The organism is Mesomycoplasma ovipneumoniae (assembly GCF_038095995.1).
In the GTDB taxonomy this organism is placed as follows: Bacteria; Bacillota_I; Bacilli_A; order Mycoplasmatales; family Metamycoplasmataceae; genus Mesomycoplasma; species Mesomycoplasma ovipneumoniae_F.
Window position 1 is genome coordinate 151,695 of record NZ_CP146005.1, and the last position, 20,581, is coordinate 172,275.

A 20,581-nucleotide genomic window follows, 5' to 3' on the forward strand; every position below is an offset into this window, starting at 1 on the left:
AATTAAAGGTTAAAAATGAAATCATTCTTAAATTCAAGTCCTAAGGGTACTTATGATATTGTTGAGCAAGAAAGTGAAATATTCCTAAAAATCCGTAATATTTTTTTCCAATATGCTAGAAAATTTAATTTCTCTTATATTGAAACACCAATTTTTGAGTATGCAGAAATTTTCGAAAAAACTAGTCAAGATTCAGATGTAGTAACTAAAGAACTCTATAAATTTTTAGATAAATCAGATCGACAATTAGCTTTAAGGCCCGAGGGAACTGCACCAATCATGCGGGCAATTTGACAGCACAAATTGCACCAAGTTGAAAAAAAATTTTTTTATTTTGGTCCCATGTTTCGCTATGAAAAGCCGCAAAAAGGACGTTTTCGTCAGTTTTATCAAGCCGGATTTGAAATTACTAACTATAAACCAGAGTCATTTTCTTTACAGATTTTAGAAGTTATTCTTTTAGTTATTAAAATTCTTGAAAATCTTAAAATTCAAAACTACCAGCTTAAAATTAATTACCTTTCAAATTCACAAACAAGAGAAGAATATTCTAAAGCTTTAAGTCAATATTTTGAAAAATATATCGATAAACTTGAGCCAATTTCTAAATCACGGCTCAGGAATAATCCTTTGAGAATTCTTGATGACAAGATAGAATCTTCTAAAGATTTTGTTAAATCAGCTCCAAAAATAAGCGACTTTTGATCAACTGTGGATAAGCAAAATTTCAATTCAATAATTTCAATTTTTGAAAAATTTAAAATTAATTACGTGATTGATTATTCATTAGTTCGAGGGCTTGATTATTATGATGAATTTGTTTTTGAATTTATTGATAATGACAAAATTTTAGGTTCAAAATTAACTTTTGCTGGCGGGGGTTGTTATAATAATTTACCACAAAAATTCGGCATGGTTAATTTTAAAAGTATCGGCGTTGCCTTTGGAATTGAGCGTCTAATAGAAATTTTTAAATCTAATTCCCCTACTAAATTAACAAATTTAGATTTTTATTTAATCGGGTTTAGTCAAGATGAAATTCTTAAAAATTTTGAATTTGCAATTTTACTTCGTGAGCAAAATTTTCAAGTTGATTTAAATAAATCACCCCTATCAATTAAAGATGGATTTCAAAAAGCAAAAAAATCAGGTGCAAAATTTGCTTTTTTCTTTGAAAAGAATGAACAAGCTGGCCAAATATCAATCAAAAATCTTCAAACATCTATTAATAAAGTCATTTCACTTTTAAATATTGATTTTGAATTTTTAAAAACAATTATAGACGGAGAAACTCATGTATAATTCAAAAAATTTATCCAAAGAACAAATTGGAAATATAGTTTCAATTCAAGGCTGAGTCCAAAATATACGTAAAATTAAAAGTAAAATCTTTGTGGTAATCCGTGATTATCACGGAATTTTTCAAGTAATTATTGATGAAAATACCAAAAAAGTCGACAAATACTCAAAAGAATCTGTTGTGCGTGTTGAAGGCATTTTATCACTAAGAAGCAATCCAAATACAAAAATTCATAACGGTGATCTTGAAATAAACGCAATAAATTTTGAAATACTTTCATTTTCACAGCCAATTCCGTTTGAAATTCATAATGAAGCTCACACCAATGAAGATTTACGTTTGGAATACCGATTTTTAGATTTACGCCGTGAAGTAATGCAGAAAAATTTGACTTTTCGCTATAAAGTTTTTCACTATATTCGCTCTTTCCTTTTTGAAAATAATTTTATTGAAATTGAAACTCCGATTTTGTCAAAATCAACACCTGAAGGAGCGAGATCTTTTTTAGTTCCTACTCGACAAAAAGGAAAATTTTTTGCCTTACCGCAGTCACCTCAAATTTATAAGCAACTTTTAATGGTTTCTGGATTTGAAAAATACTTCCAATTTGCCCGTGTTTTTCGTGATGAGGATCTAAGAAAGGATCGCCAATTTGAATTTTGTCAACTAGATTTAGAATTTGGTTTTAGTAATTTTGAAAAAATCTCCAATCAAATTGAAAACCTTATAAAATACTTGTGAGAAAAAATTTACTCTAATTCAAACATTGAATTTCCGCGGCTTGACTATGATTTTGTAATTGACAAATATGGAACCGATAAACCTGACTTGCGATTTGAAAATAAATTATTTTCACTTGATTTTCTTGATGGTCAAGACCCACTTTTTCAAGGTAAAACTCGTGGAATTTTTCTTGAAAATGTTTTAATTTCAAAAGCAGATTACCGAATTTTTTCTGAAAAAATAAGACAACATAATGCAAACAGACTTTTATACATTCATATTGAGTCTGGAAAAATTTTGTATTTTTCTTTTAAAACTGATGAATCTGTCTTGAAATCTAAGCTTGAAAGTTGACTATTAGAGAATAATTATCAAAATGGAACTTTATTTTTAATTTCTGATAATTATCAAGAAACATCATTAGCTCTCGGGGCTTTACGAAATTTATTAGCACAAAAATACGACCTTATTATTGACAAAAATCAATTTAAATTTGCCTGAATTATTAACTGACCGCTTTTTGAACTTGATTCAAATCAGCAAATAACTTCTGCTCACCACCCTTTTACAGCGCCTATTGTTGAAAATATTGAATTTTTAGATACTGACCCTATAAAAGTTCGCGCTCAGTCTTATGATCTTGTGCTTAATGGTTTTGAACTTGGTTCTGGTTCAATAAGAATTAATAATTTTGAATTACAAAGTAAAATTTTTAGAATTTTAGGTCTTAATCAAGATCAGATTAACCTTCAATTTGGCAGTCTTTTAAAAGCTTTTAATTTTGGAGTCCCACCTCATGGAGGCTTTGCTTTTGGCCTTGACCGTCTAATTATGATTTTATTACAAACAAACTCAATTCGTGATGTTATTGCTTTCCCAGTAAATTCAAAAGGCTTGGACTTATTGCTAAATTCACCTTCATCAATAAATCCTGAGTCATTATCTGAATACAATATCAAAATTAGCGACACAGATAAAGAATAATTTCTAAAAAAGCTTACAAATTTTGAATAAATAGGACAAATTAGAATATTAATTTAACCAAAAAGCAACTAATTTTTCCCGAGTTTCCCAGTTTAATGAGCTAATCTTAAAAAGGTGTCTGGTTTTGGGAACTTTTTTAACTTTTTTGCTAAAAATTAATTACCTATTTTAAAACACGGCAAAATCAAGCTATGGACAAAACAACAAAAACCATAAAAAATACAACTACTATTTAAACTCAATGCAAATAGAAAACTCGTTTTTATTTCCATCGAGCCTAAAAAACATATGAAGTTTTGAAAGAACAACAACCAAAAGCCCTAAATTTATAGATTTCTAAACGGTTAAATTTAAGGCATCCCATTATATTTAAAAACATAATGGATAATTCGCACTTATTTTATTATGTCAAAAAACATAATTAATTCCTCCTTAATTCAATATCGTCAATTTATTAATTTATTCTTAAGTGAGAATCATTATAACACAATTTTATTTTTGACAAACATTTTTTTTTTTTTTTTGCAAAGGCTTAATTTTAAAATAATAAAAATTAAGATTTTAACCTCAAAAATACCCGTAAATCCGGGTATTTTTTCATATTTGCATTCCTAAAAAGTGAATTTTACCATCAAACTGGAAACTCAGGATTTAAGCAAAAAGCAACTAATTTTCCCGAGTTTCCCAGTTTTAAGACAAAAATTCACTTTTTAGTGAATATAAATATGAAGAAACACCCGTAAATCGGTGTTTTTTTAATGTAAAACCTTAATTTTATAAGTAGCATTTGGTAGCATTTTAAGTAATTTTATGGTATAATTATAAATTATGAAAAAACAAAAATTAACTAAGTTGGTTTAGTATCGATGTTGCAAAAATTAAGACAAAGGGTTGAATTTAACACTTTAGATCAGCAAATTATATTTAAAAAACACGATGGTGTCCCTAGCGATCCAAACATTTGAAATAGATATGATTTTTACTTTGATATCTTAATAAATCACTAATAAAATTGTAACCAACTTTTACCAAAAAACTTAAAAAAGTCCCTAAAACCGGATACTTTTTTAAAATTACCTTATGAAACTGGGAAACTCGGGATTTAAGCAAAAAGCAACTAATTTTTGCCTTTTAAATAGCAAAAATTCCTAAAGAATTAAGCCTTGAACAGCTTTAAATCTTTAGGAATTTATAATGAATAACAAAGAGATTTGGCAAATTTAGATAAAATTTAGCCCTAACTATACATGTCAAATTCAAAAATTAGAATTGCTCAAATTTTAGCAATTTAATTACCGGTTTACGATAACTTAGTCAAGAAATTATTAGGTAAATCACCGAAATAGACCCAAACATTATAAGTCATATTATTATAAGTAAAGCCCCAACTTGGCTCAGTGAGGGTAGTAAAATATCTTGACCAATTATTGCGGTATAAATTTTTCCCATTGACGGAATGAAAACAACTGAATTAATAAATAAAATAAAGAGTGAAATTATAATAATATTTAGTCAATGGTAAAAGAAAATTTGTCAGGTTTTAGCATTTAGTGCCTTAAGAATTCCAATTAATTTCATTTTTGAATCACTCAGGTTCTTGGCATAAAAGACTGTCTGAATTAGTAAAATTATAATAAATAAAACTAAAATAGCACCAATAACTATATTTGTAAATGATTGTGTATTTAAGATTGATTTTGTTATACCACCTAGAGACGATTGGATTTCAAATTCTTTGTTATTTTTAGCAAAGTTTTCAATATTATTAGCTAAATCATCATCAATATTAAAATGCAGTTTCAATACTCAAGGGTCAATTTTTTCTGGCTTATTGTTGTCAAGATTTTCATTTGGTCCGTTGTTTTTTTGCACAGGTTTTGCTAGTTCAAAAAATTTATGATGTAAAAAGCTAAAATTTAATCTATCTAAAGTAGCCAAACTACTTATGCCAACTACTTTTAGATCTACGGCTGTGTTTCGAAAACTTGAGACACTAATTTTTTGATTGTTTGGCTGTTCTATATTAAATTTTGTTGCTAGAGATTTTGAAATTATTATTTCATCTTTGTTCTGAATATTTCTGCCTACTAAATTTTTGTTGTCAAAAATAAATCTATTTTTAAAAAAATCACTTTCATCAATATAGTCAACAGAAGAATCAAACTCTACTTTATTGCCATAAGTGAAAGTAACCTTAGGAAAGGTAAAAATAGGAACAATTTTTACAATTTTTGTGTTATCTTCTTGAAGTTTTGTGATTTCATTAGTAGAAAATGTGTTTATTTCTGCATTTGATTTTTTGGTTATTACAACCGAATCTAATTGATATTCAATCGTGTTTTGCAAATTAGTGCTGCTAATATTTAAATTTAAGACCCCAAATAATAATGTCCCAAAAAAACTGGTTAAAAAAAGCAACAAAAATAAAATACTTGAAGTAAGTTTTGATTTAAAATCTGTAATTGTTAATAAAAAACCTGTTTTAAATTCTTGTTTAATTTTCGAAAGTTTTGAATTTTTAGCTGTTTTTTGATAGTTTAAATCGCTGTTTTTAGCTGTATCTTTAGTAATTAAGGACTGATTTTGGCTATTTTTGTCAAAAATTTCCTCAGAAATTTTGTTTTTTTCAATATAAACAATTTTGTCGGCATATTTTTTTGCTAAATCAAGGTTATGACTAACTACTAAAATAGTTTTATTTTTGGCAATATTAGTTAAATTTTCAAATACAATTTTTGCATTTTCAATATCTAAATTTCTTGTTGGTTCATCAAGTAATATAAAACTACTATCACGTGAAAGTGAGCGTAAAATTGCAATTCTTTGCCTTTCACCGCCAGATAAATTATTTACTTTTTGTTCAAGTTGTTCAGTTTTTATCGACATTAAATTTGCATTTTGATTTAATGCATTTTTGTCTAAAAGTTTATTTATTACATTATTTCCTATTAAAATATTGTCATTAGATGTAATTTTTTCGATTAAATTAAAATCTTGAAAAACAACATCAACTAATGGTTTTTTAATTTCAGAACCATTTTCATCAAAAAAAGAAATGTTTCCACTATCTTTTTTTGTAAAACCGGCAATTAAATTAATAAGAGTTGTTTTACCGATTCCTGACTCACCAACTACAAAAGTTACTTTGTTCGAAGGAATTTCAAGATTTAGTGAATTAAAAATAAATCTGTCATCAATTTTTTTCGTTAAATTTTGAATTTTTATCATTTTTCCTCAGGTCTAAAATTAAAAAACTTGTAAATCTTTTTTATATTTATATAAAAAATCACGGATGTGATTTTAGATTATCTCAATAAAGTTGCGACATCTTTTCGATATGTTTTATAAGAAATTAATAGGTAAATAAAAGACATAGAAGCAAAACTAATTAACCAAGTCAAAAGAAAAATTACGACAATTTGCGAATAATCTGGTTGAAATAAGTTTTGATTCAGAACTATTTTGTAAATTTCTGGGACAATCAAAGTCGATAAAATTATACCTACAAAAAATACAAAAACACTAATAATTATTAAATTTAATCAATGGTACATGAAAATTTCTAGCGTTTTACCGCCTAGTGATTTTAAAACTGCTATCGATTTTTTCTTAAAGTTGGAAAGATTTACAGCATAAACGCTAATAAAAATCAATAAAGTAATACCAAGAACTATAATTGAGGCAAAAATAACCGCAATCAAAGTAAATTGGGTGGCAAAGAGATGCTGTCTTACTTCATCAACCCCTCCAGAGATGAAATAATAACGTTTGACACCAGATTTACCATATTTATCTAAAAAATCCTGAATATTATTATAAAGATTTTCATGATTAAAAAAGACTAAAAATTCGCTAGCATGTGCTTGGCTGAAGAAATTTTCGACTTCACTGTTAAAAATTACAATATTCTCGGGTTCTTCTGAAGCATTATTAGTAGTTTTATCAGCATCAAAAATACCAACAACTTTAAAAATATAATTACTATCAAAAGTAGTGTTAATTTTTATTAGTTTTCCAATTTTATTAGTAATATTAGAACTAACTGCAATTTCGTCAAATGATTGAGGTAAATTACCTTTAGTTAAATTTATTGAATGTGCCTGGGTTGAATTTTGATAAAAAGATTTGCTAATAGTCGGATTAATAGATGTCGTATTGCTATTTGATGTTCGATCGCCAAAGCCAAGAGAATAAAAATTATCTGCCAAAACATCGAAGTCATGGAAATTTTTGGATGTTTCTTTATATCCCTTTTCATATGTTGTTTTTAATTTATTTGTATGAATCAAAGAGAACTTAGGTTGATCAATACTTTTTTCTTCAATTATTCCAACAATTTTTAATTCTTCAAAATGGTTAGAATAAAAAATTTTTATTTTTTTTCCTATTGGGTTTGAGATTTCAAGTTGATTAATAATTTTCTCAGGTAAAATAACTTCATCTTGATTAGATATAAAATTATTATTAAATTTTTGGCTTTTAATAATGTCAGTAAATCTATTTTTAAAAAAATCTGACTCATCAACGGGGAAAATTGGGCCTGTTGAAATTGTTTTATCATCATAACTAAATTTAAAAAATTGTAAATCAGAATATATCGGTATTATTTTCTCTATTTTTGGGTTTTCTTTTTTAAGTTTTTCTAATTCATTAATATGAAAGGAAGCAATCACCTTTTCACTTATGTTTAAGGTGTCTAAATTATATTGAACAACGTTGTCAAAATTAATATTTTTAGCAGAAATATTCAAGTTAACAAATAAAACTACACCAAAAATCATTGCTAAAAATGAAATTAAAACAAGAATAAAAGTAGTAATTTTCGATCTAAAATCTGCAAGAGATAAAAGTAATGCGACTTTTGCTTTTTGGTAAAAAGAGGGTTTTTTATATACTTTGTTTTCAGAATTTGCTAAAAAATTATTCGTATATTCTTGTAGATTTTGTTGAGGTTTATATTTATTTTCTACTGATTGAATATTTTCATTTTCTACATAAATAATTTGATCAGCATATTTTTTTGCAAGCTCTAAATTATGACTTACAACTAAAACAGTCTTATTTTGAGATATTTTAACTAACAAATCAAGCAATGCGATTGAGTTTTCTTTATCTAGGTTCCCAGTTGGCTCATCAAGCAAAATAAAGTCAGCATTTCTTGATGAACTTCTTAAAAATGCAGCTCTTTGCTTTTCACCACCTGATAAATTCTTAGCTAATAGATTTAATTTTTGACTATTTATATTAATTGCACTAGCTTCATTTTCGATTTGGTTATTTTCAACATAACGATTTAGAATATGATTTGCAATTAAAATATTATTTTTAATTGACAGTGATTCTATCAAATTAAAATCTTGAAAAACAACGTCCACCAAAGGATTTTCAATTTCATTACCATTTTTAAAAAAAGAAATTTCACCACTATCCTTTTTTGTAAAACCAGCAATTAAGTTAATCAGAGTGGTTTTCCCAATTCCTGATTTTCCAACAATAAAGGTTATTTTATTTGAAGGAATCTCGAGATTTATTGAATTAAAAATAATTTTATTGTTAAATTTCTTTGATAAATTTTGAATTTTTATCATCTAAATAAACCTCTTGCTCTGAATTAAATAATTCAATAGGAACTTTGTTCGCGTTTCTGTGCCATGCTGCGCTGCCATTTCTTCCATTGTATCACAATTCATCATCATCTCTATCAATAACATCAGACGCAAAAGGATCATTAGATTTTATTGCACTAAACCCATTTTCATGAATTGCATAACCGCTTGCGTATTGACCAAATCCACTAACTTGATAGTTTCACCCTGCGGCATGATAATTAATAGATACCTGATCCGTTTCCTTTTTTTCAAAGGAATGAACAAGTTCTTTACTATAATAATCAACGTGTACTGACACACTTGTCATGCGTGTCGCTCCTTCGACAAAAACTCCGCTATATTTTGTTTCACCGTTAAATTCATAAGAAGGACTAGCATAACCGCCAATTCAAGAATTAACAGATAGTTTTAGTTTATCTACAGGATTATATGTGCTGTTTTCTCATCAATAATATGGTTTTTTTTCAAATCAGATTTTAGCTTCGCCCTTCCACTCAACTTTGTCTTGTCTAAATCATCCACCACGATATACAATTTTTTTTAGCCCGTCTATTTTAATATGGAGCTCACCGTCGTTAGTTCTTATTTTTTTGTGTTGGCGTTCTTTTTTAGTGTTTACCGAAAATAAAGAAACGTCATTATTTCAGGATTGTTGATTTTGATATGAAAATTCTTGAAGTTTATTTTTATAATTATCGCTCGAAAAAGTTTGAGCTTGTATTTTATTATTAGCGTCATGCATAACAAAATTACTATGTGTTGAAGTTGTTAATGCGAATATTGAAAAGGATGCAATTATTAGTCCTAGTAGTTTAGATTTTACTTTGTTCATGTTAAACCTTTCATATTGTTAGTTTAATAAATATTATTTTAATAAATAATAAAATTATAACAAATTTTTAGTTTTTTGAATACATTTTTTTACTAAATGAAAAAAAATTTAAAAAAATAAAAAAATAAATATTTTTAAAATAAATTACACAAAAAATTCAAATGATTAGGTTTTTATCGATGATGTTGATTACACCGCTTTTATTTATATTTTCTGACATTTGATCTTAAAAAATGTGAAAATAATTTAGTTCATATGAAGGCTTGGTTTTTATATGAATAATGACTTTAAGGTATTGAATTGTTATACCAAGCAATAAATTAACTTATTTCTTAGAAGTAACAGTCACATTTTCAAAATTTTGGCACTCAATATTGATTAATTCTAGCTGCAAAGTGCTATGAGAATTTAAAAGGATGGTTCAAAACTAAATTAATATACAAATTTAAATAGAAATATATAAGTTTTTTAATTATTTGTTATATAATTATATAATTAATAAATTAAAACTCTCACGAAATAGGAAAAATAATGTACAGAAAAAAAGCAAAAACCAACCCAATATTTTTATTCGGGGTTAGTATTTTTTCACTTGTTGTTGCCTCTTGTTCAACCTCAAACTCAAATTCATTTCAAAATTACACCGATCCAAATAAAAATCTTCAAAAAAATCAGGTAGATAATTTTTTTCTTCAGTATCCTAATTTTCCTGAAGCTATTAAAAATAAAATAAAAGATTCCTTAAATATTTCCTCACAAAATTTCTCAAATTCAGAATATATGCCCAAACTTTCTCAATTTGTAGAACAATACTCATCAGTATTAGATTTGTTTGGAAAATTCGAGTCGAATTTTAAATCTAAGACAATTGATAAGTCTTTTAGTGTTAACGAGGACAAATACAATAATTTAAAAAGTGAAATTGAATCATTTAATCAAAAAATTCTAAATTCATCTAATTTTGAAACTAAATTGGATGAGTTTTTGACCAAAATAAGTGAATTAAACGCAGAAATTACTAAAACCAACGAGACCTTTAGCCAGGAACTTTCAACTTTTAGTTGATTTAACACAGTTTTAAAACACGCAAACCTTGTTAATCTTAAAGTCTTAAGTGCGCAAATTAACGACAAAATTACCACTTTATATAAAAATGATAACAAGCAAGAAATTGAAAATTTCACCTCAAATTTACTCATTTTGGAAAATATTATTACTCAAATTAAATCAATAAAAAATGAATATTCAACTGAGAAAAATGAAGCTTTCAATAATTTAATTACAAATTTTAATTCAAATATAAATTCTGATAACTTAATTAACAATGTCACTGATTCAATTGAAAATCTTAAAAATATCCAAACTAATTTAGAAAAAATTGTTAATGAGTCAGCAGGAAAAAACGAAAAACTACAAGAATTAAAGAAAACTGCTATTTTAGATGTTGAGAATGCCACTAATTTATCCCAAAGTGTTCAAAGTAATTTTAAAGAAAAAATAAATAAGTCAATTACTGAATCACAAATTAGTGAAATTAAGACATTTATTTCAGAATTAGAAAACGTTGCATCGCTTCTATCTTCATTGAAAACAGAAAAAATAAAGCTAGAAAATGAGCCTAATTATTTAAATTCTGAAAATAAAACGGAATTAGATGAGTTAATTAGTTCGCTAAATTTTTTAGATGAAGACAATAAACTTGCATTAAATGAAGATATTTCCACTAATACAAAATATTTTTTATCTAATGCTTTGACAGTCCATGAAAATGTAAAATCAGAAATAGCACGTCTTAATGGTGATGTTAAACTAAACGAAGCTAAAAAAACTTTGGAAAATCAATTATTACCGGACAAATTTAGTTCCAATTTTATTTCTAATGTTAAAACACTGGCAAATTCAAAAAAATTAGTTTCTGATATTAAAGATATAAGTTCTAGCATTTTAAAATTAGCAGATTCCCTTGATTTATATAATGTTGAAGTAAAAAATTCTCAATTATTATTGAATAACTCAAGTACATCTGCAACAAATAAGCAACAACTTGAAGAAAAAAATAACAAAATTAAAGAAAAATTAGACCAAAATCTTCGACTTAATGAATTTGATAGTGAAAATTTACCCAGATTTGTTGATGATTTTGCTAATTTAGTCACTTCATTTTCACAGACAATTTTAGATTCAAAAGCGCAAAATGAACAAATTGTGCAAGAAAAACCACCAGCAAAAGTTGCGCAAAATTTATCAGATTTTAAACAACAAGCTCAAAATGCCCTAAAAATTAGTCTTGATGACCAAGGGCTTGACCGTCATAGTATAAAAAAATATCTTACTTCTGCTTCTTTTAACATTCAAAATGCAAATCTTTGGTTAAAACAACCACAAAATGATGAAATAAATTTCAAATTATTAGACTTATCATTAGATAGTAAAGACAGAAATATTCTAGTCCTTAATTATGAGGCGACTTCAGTAAAAAACCCTTTACATTCAACGATTTTATCTACCCAACTTCCAATTCCTAATAGTGATGTTGACTTAAATGAGATAATCTCTTCATTAAAAATAGATTCTCTTGATGACTATTTTGATATTTACTATAATTCTTTCCTTGATTTTGAAAAAGAAAATTTCCTTAAGCAAGACGTAAAAAAATTTATTTCAGAAAATTTTTCCCAATCAAAACAAACAATCGGAAATTTTTTCTACGTTGTATTACCAGACCAACCTGAATTAACTTTTACCAGTGATAATAAAATATCTTTAAAATTAGAAATTAAATTCAATAACCAAGTTATTAAAACAGTCGCTGTTACATCCAACAATCAAATTAAGTTTAAAGAAAAAGATAACTTGCCAGTAAAAATTGGATATACTCAAGAATTTAAAAACACCAGTTTTTATAATCAAACCTACCTTAGTGATTCTGAATATGTTGCTTTTGATTTTACTAGATCAAAAGATCCATTAGATTATTTTTGGCAAATTGAAGAGCCTTCAGGTGCCGGTGGGGTTGGCAGTTATTGATTTTATAAATATTTATTAAAACCAGCTTTAGAATCATTGCAAAAAGCAGGACAAATTCCATCAAATAAAAAACTTAAAACTCTTAAAGATTACCCTAAAGTTGTAAAAGTTTCAGAATTTGGTTTAGAAAACCCGACACAACAAGATGAGTTAAGTAAGGCAGAACTTGATAAAATTTTTGATCAAATTTTAAAAGATCAACAATTTTTTACCTACGAAATTCCTGAAAATGCCACAATTTCGCTTTCAACTTTTGATGTTAATAATGAAAAAAGAAGAGTTTTAACCTCAAGTACGACTCAAAGTATTTCCTTAAAGTTATTAATAAAAAAAGGCCAATACACTAAAGAAGAAATTATACAATTTGCGCCTAAAGATTTCTTAAAACCGATTTTATCACCGCGTGATAAAGCTGATTTATCGTTAATTGAAAAAATTTTAAGCGATTCTACCGGTAAAGAATTATTTAAAAACACAAAAATTAACAATATCGATAATACCCATGGTCAAATTTCACTAGCCGGAAAAACGAATTCAGAAATAATTGACTCACTTAACAAGCTTTATACATTTGCTAAAATAGGTAAATTTGAAATTTTTGCAAAAGATGTTATTTCTACAGACATTTTAAAAGGTCAGGCAAAAATTTTCTTTTGATACAAATATAATGGCCTAGAATATCCGCTAATTGTTGAAGGAACTACACGTACTGATGTTTTCAAAACTGAAAAAGCCATTAATTTTTCAAATTGACTGCCAGCCACTTATAGCGATATTAAGCCTAAAAATGGTTCTAATTTCACCAGCGATGATTTTTCACCAATTGTAGAAAAAACAAGACAATATGGGAGAGACATCTTAACACCTAATGAGATTCCTAATGAAGATAAATCAATAATTGATCAAATTAATAGTCGCCACTTTGATTATCGCAAAGTAACCGGTGAATTTTATAAAAAAGCACAAAAAGAAATAAAATATAGACTAATTGACCCGGCCGATATTGTTGAACAAAAAGCTGAATCAAAGTTAAATTATTTACTTCAAATTAAAGCTAACAATCATAGCACCCAAAATACTGATTTAAATAAGTTTGTAAATAAAGAAGTCAAACTTGAGGGTGAAGACAAAAAAAGTGTACAAAACACTGAAAAATTACCAATAATTGTCGAAAAGCCAATATTTTTTAATGAGGATCCTCAAGTTTCACTTAACACTTCAAAAATTTTAAATAATTATTTTGTCTATTATTATGATGTTAAAACCACTAACAAACCAGGCGAAATGACTTTTAAACTTGGTTTTATTAACAAACACAACACAAAAATGCGTTATAGTTCTAAGAAAGACATAAAATTACAAAACTTAGAAAACGATTATAAAAATAAACTTTATCCTGAAGTAATTCTAAATAAAATCAAATATTCTGATTTAGTTGTCAAAAATAATAGTTCACTAACAAGAAACGCGTTAAATAATAGCAATTTTAAAGATCTTTTCGACATCAAAGAGCAAGCTCTTCAATATAACAATTTTAAAATCTCAAAGGAAAATTTACAATTTCTTGAGACAAAAAAACATAATAATAAATTATATTTCCGTCTAAAATATGTTGATGGACAATATGTTGTTGAAGGTTCGACTTGATATTTTTTAACAAATATTAATAACCAAAATATTCAAGCCAATATAGATTTAGACACACAAAAGCCATTAGTTACTTTATTTGAATCTGAAAAAGAAGTAACTAGAAGTCGTGAAATTGAACCTTATTATAAAGATTTATATTGAAATTACGATAATTCTACAAAAACAGCTAAATGAACATTAAAAGAAAAATATTTTTCTCAAACATTTTTAAATAATAACTCAAAAAACCGGAAAATAAATCTACAATTATTTGGAAATGCTTTAGTTCAAAATACCCGAAGGCTTACCCGAATTAGTGGAGGAAAGGACTTAACCACAAACAAACCAACTAAGGGCGGTTATGATTTTGTTTTTGACTTTGAAAAATTGGCAAAAGGTGAAATAATAGCAATTACTGAACAAACCAAAAATGTATTTTTTGAAGATTCGAAGAAAAAATTCGAGAATTTTAGTTTCAATCTAAGTGCACAATACATCAAAGATCAAGGGATTGAATTTAAATTATGACTAAATGATCCTAATCTTGGTTTGATAGTTGATAATGTTTTTAATCATGTTGAACAAGGTCCTGGCTTCTATACTAGCCCAAAATTTGACACTTTTGATCCAAAAAAAGCCTTTATTTTACATAAAGCCGGAGCAAGAGTTCATATTGAATATACAAACTCGCTTGAAAATGAAGATTTTGGTTCTAAAACAAATCAATTTGATTATAAAAATCTTGACTACACTAATGAAGAGCAACCAATTTCATTTTTCACCAATTCAGATGTTTACAATTTAGAAAAATATAATCCAAACCAAAATGTTCCTTATAAATTACATGAAGGATATTTACAAGATTCAGAGTTTTTACATAAATCTTGAGATACTAAAAAATTCCCGCTGGCAAAAAATTTATTAGCTAGAACATTTGGCTTTAGTTTTGGAAGTGCAACTATGCTTGCAAAAGTAAATAATGACCCAGATGATGGTAAATTTTACATAATCACAAATAATCATGTCGAAGGTGGCGCAAGTTTCGATTTAAATACTCTTTTTGGTAAAGATTTAACTAAATATTTATCAGATACTCGCTACATGGCTATTGGAAGTAAATATTATTCTAATTCAATTGATGGTGGTTATAGCTATTGAGGTGGACCAAACGCCGTCAAAAATGTTCCTACTTGGATAGTTTGAACCGGTATTAAACAACCGGATGTAGACGGAAAAAATCCAAAAAATGTTGACATAACTGTTTTAATAGTTGATATTAAACCTTTAATTAAAGCAGCTTATGAAAGTGGTGAGTTCCAAAAAGCAGCCTGATTATTGAATTGATATAAACTACCTAACTTAAAATTAAATTCAAATGGTCAAACAGATTTAACATTTTTTGGTCAAAACGTTAAACATTTTGGAATGAATGGATTCCCTTATGCAAAACAAAGTGGTTATATAATTAACAGGGCTAATTCAGATCAACAAAATGTTACTATTTTGAATCAAAAAGGTTATACTCCATCATATTTTAATGCTGGTAATTCCGGAACTGGAGTATTAGGCTCAGATGATGAGTATATTTCAACAATTAATGGAGGTTCGCCGCTGACATTTTTACAAAGTTGGAATTATTCAACAGCAACTCATAATTATTTTGGAATAAACTGACAAAATGAAAAACCACTTGAACTAAAAAGTAAATATAGTTTGTCTTCAATGATAATGAGATTAAATGCTCAAAATCCGCGTGAATACAGTCTTCCTTGGTTTTTCAAGGATTTTGAAAAATAAAATAATTTTAAAGTCACAAAAATTAGCTTATTAATTTAGTCTATTTATTTAAACTTTTCTATTTTTGCTGATTTTATTGACATTAAAACTAAAAGCTTCAAAATCCCGAGTTTCCCAGTTTAATGAATAATCTTAAAAAGTGTCCTGGTTTATTTGGGCACTTTTTAACTTTTTTGGCAAACTCTCAGGAAAAATAATTATTAAGACAAAAACACTAAATTTTAAATCTAGCCATCACGAAAGAAAAATTTACTATTAAGCAAACTAAAAAAGCTAAAATTTTAACTTAAAAAGTAAAATTATGAAATTTTTAAACTACTTTTTTAGTTTAAAACACTAACAAAAACCATAAAAAAACCACTACTATTTAAACTCAATGTAAATAGAAAACTCGTTTTTATTTAAATTGAGCCTAAAAAAATATGTGAAGTTTTGAAAGAGCCATAATCAAAAGCCATAAATTTGTAGATTTCTAAACGGTCAAATTTATGGCATACCATCATATTTGAAAATACAATGGAAAAATCGCATTTTCAGATTTCTTTATGACAAAAACATAACTGATTCCCCCTTAATTCAATATCAAAATTTATTAATTTATTCTTAGTGTGTTTTATTATAACATAATTTTATTTTTGACCAAACATTTTTTTTTTTTTTTTGCAAAAGGTTAATTTTAAAATAATAAAAATTAAGATTTTAGGTCAAAAAACCCGGATTTACATGTATTTTTGCATATTTATATTCACTAAAAAGTGAATTTCTGCCATCAAACTGTCAAACTCAGTGCCTGCGGAATACAATCTTCCTTGATTTTTCAAGGATTTTGAAAAAATAAAATAATTTTAAAGCCAAAATTAGTTTATTAATTTAGTCTATTTATTCAAATTTTTCTATTTTTGTTGATTTTATTGACATTAAAATTAAAAAGTTAATAATCCATTTAGTCTAAAAAGTCGCAAAAATTTGAAAAAAATACAAAAAAAAGAGTAAAATTTACTTTTAAAAGGTAAAATTAAGTAAATTTTACTTTTTTATTTAATAAAATAATAAAAAAACACCATTGTAGTGCTATAATTTTAAATATTTGATTAAAAACCACATAGAGGAAAAATATATATGCCTAAAAATACTAATAGATTAGCAATAGCACTAACCGCTGTTGGCGGTATTGCTATTTTTGCAACAACTATTGGGCTTGTAACTCGAATTCGCTATACAGGAGAAAATCCCCGAGCTGAGTTAGAAAATTTAGTTTCTCGAGTCCAAAATGTTGCCTTTAAATCTGATGTCTTTGATGATTCTACCACATATAGTCAAATAAAAGCACAACTTTTTGACCAAAGTGGAAAATTATTAGCTGGTACAGATTTAAATAAATTTATATCTTTTTACACACAGGTTAACTCCAAACTACGTAAATTTGAGCCAACTTTTGCACCAAATAAGCCATTTTTAGAATTTATTGACTTAATTCCAAATGATAATGATCAAAGTTTTGAGCTTCGTTTCCGTGCAAAGCACCAAATTGACAACAACCACACAGCATTTTCAACAATTATTTCTAAAAAAGTTTCTTACGCACAACGTTCACAATTTGCTCTTGCCGAATTTAATTCAAACTTAGAAAAAATAACCAAAAGTTTCAAAGAAAATATCCAAAATCTAAGAAGAACAGATTTTGGTTCAAGTGTTATAAATCCAAGTTTAACAGACCAAAAAATTGCATCCTTAACTCGTGCTGAAGATTTTGCCGCTGATATTAATAGAGCCGGAACTCAAAGCGAAGCTGTTGAAAAAATAAGTCAATATTTCCCTGATTTTCAAAAATTAATCAACGAATTAAATTTTGACAAAAATAATTTTTTTGCTTTCAAACAAGGAACAATTTACAATTTTAGTTTAGAAAAACATCCTGGAACAAATAATTTTATTTCAGTTGGTCCAAATTCAGTTCCTAGTTTTTTAGTTAAGGCTGAATTAAGTGATGATGCAAAATTTGAGCTTAAAAATTTCAATATCGAAGATGCCCAATTGCTTGAAAAAATTGACTTAGTTCCGCAGGGTAGTTCAAGTTTTGAATCAGGTCAAGGTCAAGAGACTGCTGAAAAACAAGCTAAACAGGCAACTTATTTTGCTGATGTAGACGATATTTTATCTAAAATTTCACTCAGAAAATTACAATTTATTGATTTTAAAGTCGGAAGTAACCCAGTTACTGATCAAGCTCAAGTTCAAGCCACAACTCAAGCTAGCTTATTAGTTTCTGGAAATCCAGAAATTAGACAATTAGTTCAAGTTGCCGCTGATCTTACCCAAGCTCAGACCCAGCCTCAAGCTGAGCAACCTACTGGGCAACAAGGAAGCACTGGAGAACAAGGAAGCGCAGGGACAGGAGGAATGGCAGCTGCAGGAGGAGCAGGATCAACTGGCGCAACCACAGAACAACAACCTGACGGACAAACTGGCGAACAACAACCTGAAACTACTCCAGCTGAACCCGAAGACGAAACAAAGGAATTAGTCAAATATCTTGAAATTTCAACTCGCACTATAAATGATTTTTTTGCTAGTTTTAATAAAAAAATATATTCTTCTGTTAGAGAAAAATCTAAAGAAGTAGTAGATAAAATAAATTCTGAATTATTAATTAAGCCAATTTCCCTTGATTTCGGTGAATTTAATAAATATTTTGACAAAAAACAACCTCAAGGTGTTGATTTTTATTTAGATCTTTCTAAGGCACAAGAAAAAGATGGCGTTAATTCAGACAATTCAAATCTTGAAATTCCGGTTGTTATTAATCTTTATTCAAGTTTTTTTGGTGACACAGAAAACAAACTTTTAGGATCTAAAACTTCAGTTTTTGAAATTCCTAATTTCAAGAAGGTTATGGCAGGGTCAGCAGGAACAGGTACAGATATTGCTTCTAATTTAGATACAGAGCGAAAAACATTCTATAATCTTGACGGTTTACCTACAACTTCTTCTTCTCAACCAACTTCAGTTACTGTTTCAACAGCAGCCGCAGCAACTACCCCAGGAAATAAACAAATTAGAATTGGTTCAACAACAGCTTATATTTCTAAAACTGAATTAGAAAATTTAATTGGAACTACTCAAACTAGTGGAACTGGTGGAGAGGGAACCGAGCAAACTCCCGAATCAAAAGCTCCTAAATTTGAAGAAATTAAGAAAATTATTGGAAATCCTTTCCAATATGCCTATGATTTTGATGCAAATGAGTCAATGCTAAGAGCTTGAGTTGGACAGCAAAAATTCCCTAAACTCGAAGATTTTGCAAGTTTTACAGAAAATAATTTCATTGCATCAGATTACAAAATAAAATCACTCAGATCTGATAAATTCTTCAAAAATGAATATGATGTTGCTTCCTTTTATGCGTATTTAATCCAAAAAGAACCTGCTCAGGTTTTAAATTATCTATTTGAAATTGCTAAAGCAAATGGTTTAGTTGATAAAAATGCTTCAATTAATCTAAATGATATAATAGATAACAATATTTTCAAAATTGCCTCAGATGTTAAATTTAATACAACTGAAACTAACCCAGTTTATTCGCTTGATTTTAACAACCAGTTTTTAGGTTTTGATTCTCGTGGTTGAATTTCTAATCTATTTTTACCAAAAACTGTTTGGGATAAAACAAAAACTTTAATTAATGACAGTGATATTTTTAAACAATTAAATCAATATTCAGCTGTAAAAGTTGAGTCAACTTCAACAACTAGTTCAACAGATGCAAGTTCAGGAACAGGCGATGGACTTTATAAATCATTGCAAGAAGCTGCTAAAAAAATTAAAGAACATCTAAAAACACAAAGTTCCTCAATTTTAAAAGCCGGTGCTGATGGATCTAGTTCTGGCGGTGGTTCTGCTGGTGGTGGCGGAGGAGGCGGAGCTGGTGGTTCAGGTTCAGCCGCTACTTCAACTACTCCAACTTCAATTGAATCTGAAATCAAAAAGTTCTTCAGTGAAAAAACACAACCACTTACCACTTTAAAAGATTTATTGCTAGCATTTTACTTTAAAGCTAAAGAATTAACCAACTTTAGTGCTTGATCAAAATTAGGTAATGATCTAGATTATAAGATTGTTTTTGAAAAACAGTCAACTTCAGGTTCAGCTTCAACAGGTGGAGGTGAAACTCTTACCACACCTTCTGGACTTGAGGACTATAAATTAACCTATTATTACAAGGTTTTTGACAAAAATACCGGTGTTGATAAATATCAAACTCCAAAAATTGACTTAAATTTATGAGTTAATAAACAAGATACTCAAAGAACTGAAAGAGATGAATTAAATAAAGCTGTCTTAAGTATTCCGCCATCATTTTCGCTATTTTATCTTAAAAAAGAAGAATTTGACAAGCTCAAAAAAGACGGATCTACTGAAGGTACTGACAGTAAAACCTTTGAACAAACCGATGCATTCAAAGAAATCCAATCAAAAATTCAAGAAAACAATAAAGATCTCAAACTCTCAGTTGTTTCAATAGACGAAGATAAAATCAGTCCGCAAAAATTCAAAGTTGTGAATTTGCAAATCGAAAAAACTACACCAACAGCTGGCGAAGGTTCTTCAACTGGTCAGTCAGTTAAATCAAGTCTTAGTTTCCAAGTTAGAATTGCACTAGACGATTTAAAACAATAATAA

The 20,581-nt window shown here is 27.7% G+C and carries 8 protein-coding genes; 5 read left to right on the plus strand and 3 right to left on the minus strand.

Annotated elements, in window-relative coordinates:
* Positions 1-15 precede the first annotated feature (15 nt).
* From hisS to V3249_RS00740, 3 genes are all read left to right on the plus strand, one after another.
* The gene (hisS, locus tag V3249_RS00730) at positions 16-1,302 is read left to right on the plus strand and encodes a histidine--tRNA ligase (RefSeq protein ID WP_341517577.1); all 1,287 of its coding nucleotides are present in this window, start codon (positions 16-18) and stop codon (positions 1,300-1,302) included.
* Positions 1,295-3,007 (plus strand): aspartate--tRNA ligase, encoded by a 1,713-nt coding sequence (gene aspS, locus V3249_RS00735; protein WP_341517578.1) that lies wholly within the window; start codon positions 1,295-1,297, stop codon positions 3,005-3,007. The genes hisS and aspS overlap by 8 nt, the downstream gene beginning before the upstream one ends.
* Positions 3,008-3,873: 866 nt before the next feature.
* Positions 3,874-4,014, plus strand: coding sequence for a hypothetical protein (locus V3249_RS00740; protein WP_252263094.1), 141 nt, complete (start codon positions 3,874-3,876; stop codon positions 4,012-4,014).
* Positions 4,015-4,270: 256 nt separating this feature from the next.
* On the opposite strand, the gene V3249_RS00745 is transcribed toward V3249_RS00740, so the two are convergent.
* The 3 genes from V3249_RS00745 to V3249_RS00755 all read right to left on the minus strand — a co-directional run bounded on the left by V3249_RS00745 (position 4,271) and on the right by V3249_RS00755 (position 9,448).
* Positions 4,271-6,235 carry an ABC transporter ATP-binding protein gene (locus V3249_RS00745; RefSeq protein ID WP_341517579.1) on the minus strand — a complete coding sequence of 655 codons (1,965 nt, stop codon included), beginning with the start codon at positions 6,233-6,235 and terminating at the stop codon, positions 4,271-4,273.
* Positions 6,236-6,312: 77 nt separating this feature from the next.
* The gene (locus V3249_RS00750; RefSeq protein ID WP_341517580.1) at positions 6,313-8,595 is read right to left on the minus strand and encodes an ATP-binding cassette domain-containing protein; all 2,283 of its coding nucleotides are present in this window, start codon (positions 8,593-8,595) and stop codon (positions 6,313-6,315) included.
* Positions 8,561-9,448 carry a hypothetical protein gene (locus V3249_RS00755; RefSeq protein WP_337896827.1) on the minus strand — a complete coding sequence of 296 codons (888 nt, stop codon included), beginning with the start codon at positions 9,446-9,448 and terminating at the stop codon, positions 8,561-8,563. Before V3249_RS00755 ends, V3249_RS00750 begins: the two co-directional genes overlap by 35 nt.
* A 531-nt stretch (positions 9,449-9,979) precedes the next feature.
* Here V3249_RS00755 and V3249_RS00760 point away from each other — a divergent pair.
* Both V3249_RS00760 and V3249_RS00765 read left to right on the plus strand, forming a co-directional pair.
* Complete coding sequence (locus tag V3249_RS00760; RefSeq protein ID WP_341517581.1) at positions 9,980-15,901, plus strand: MGA_1079 family surface serine endopeptidase; 5,922 nt, start codon at positions 9,980-9,982, stop codon at positions 15,899-15,901.
* A gap of 1,119 nt (positions 15,902-17,020) precedes the next feature.
* Positions 17,021-20,578: a P97 family adhesin gene (locus V3249_RS00765; protein ID WP_341517582.1), complete on the plus strand. Its 3,558-nt coding sequence runs from the start codon at positions 17,021-17,023 to the stop codon at positions 20,576-20,578.
* Positions 20,579-20,581: the final 3 nt, after the last annotated feature.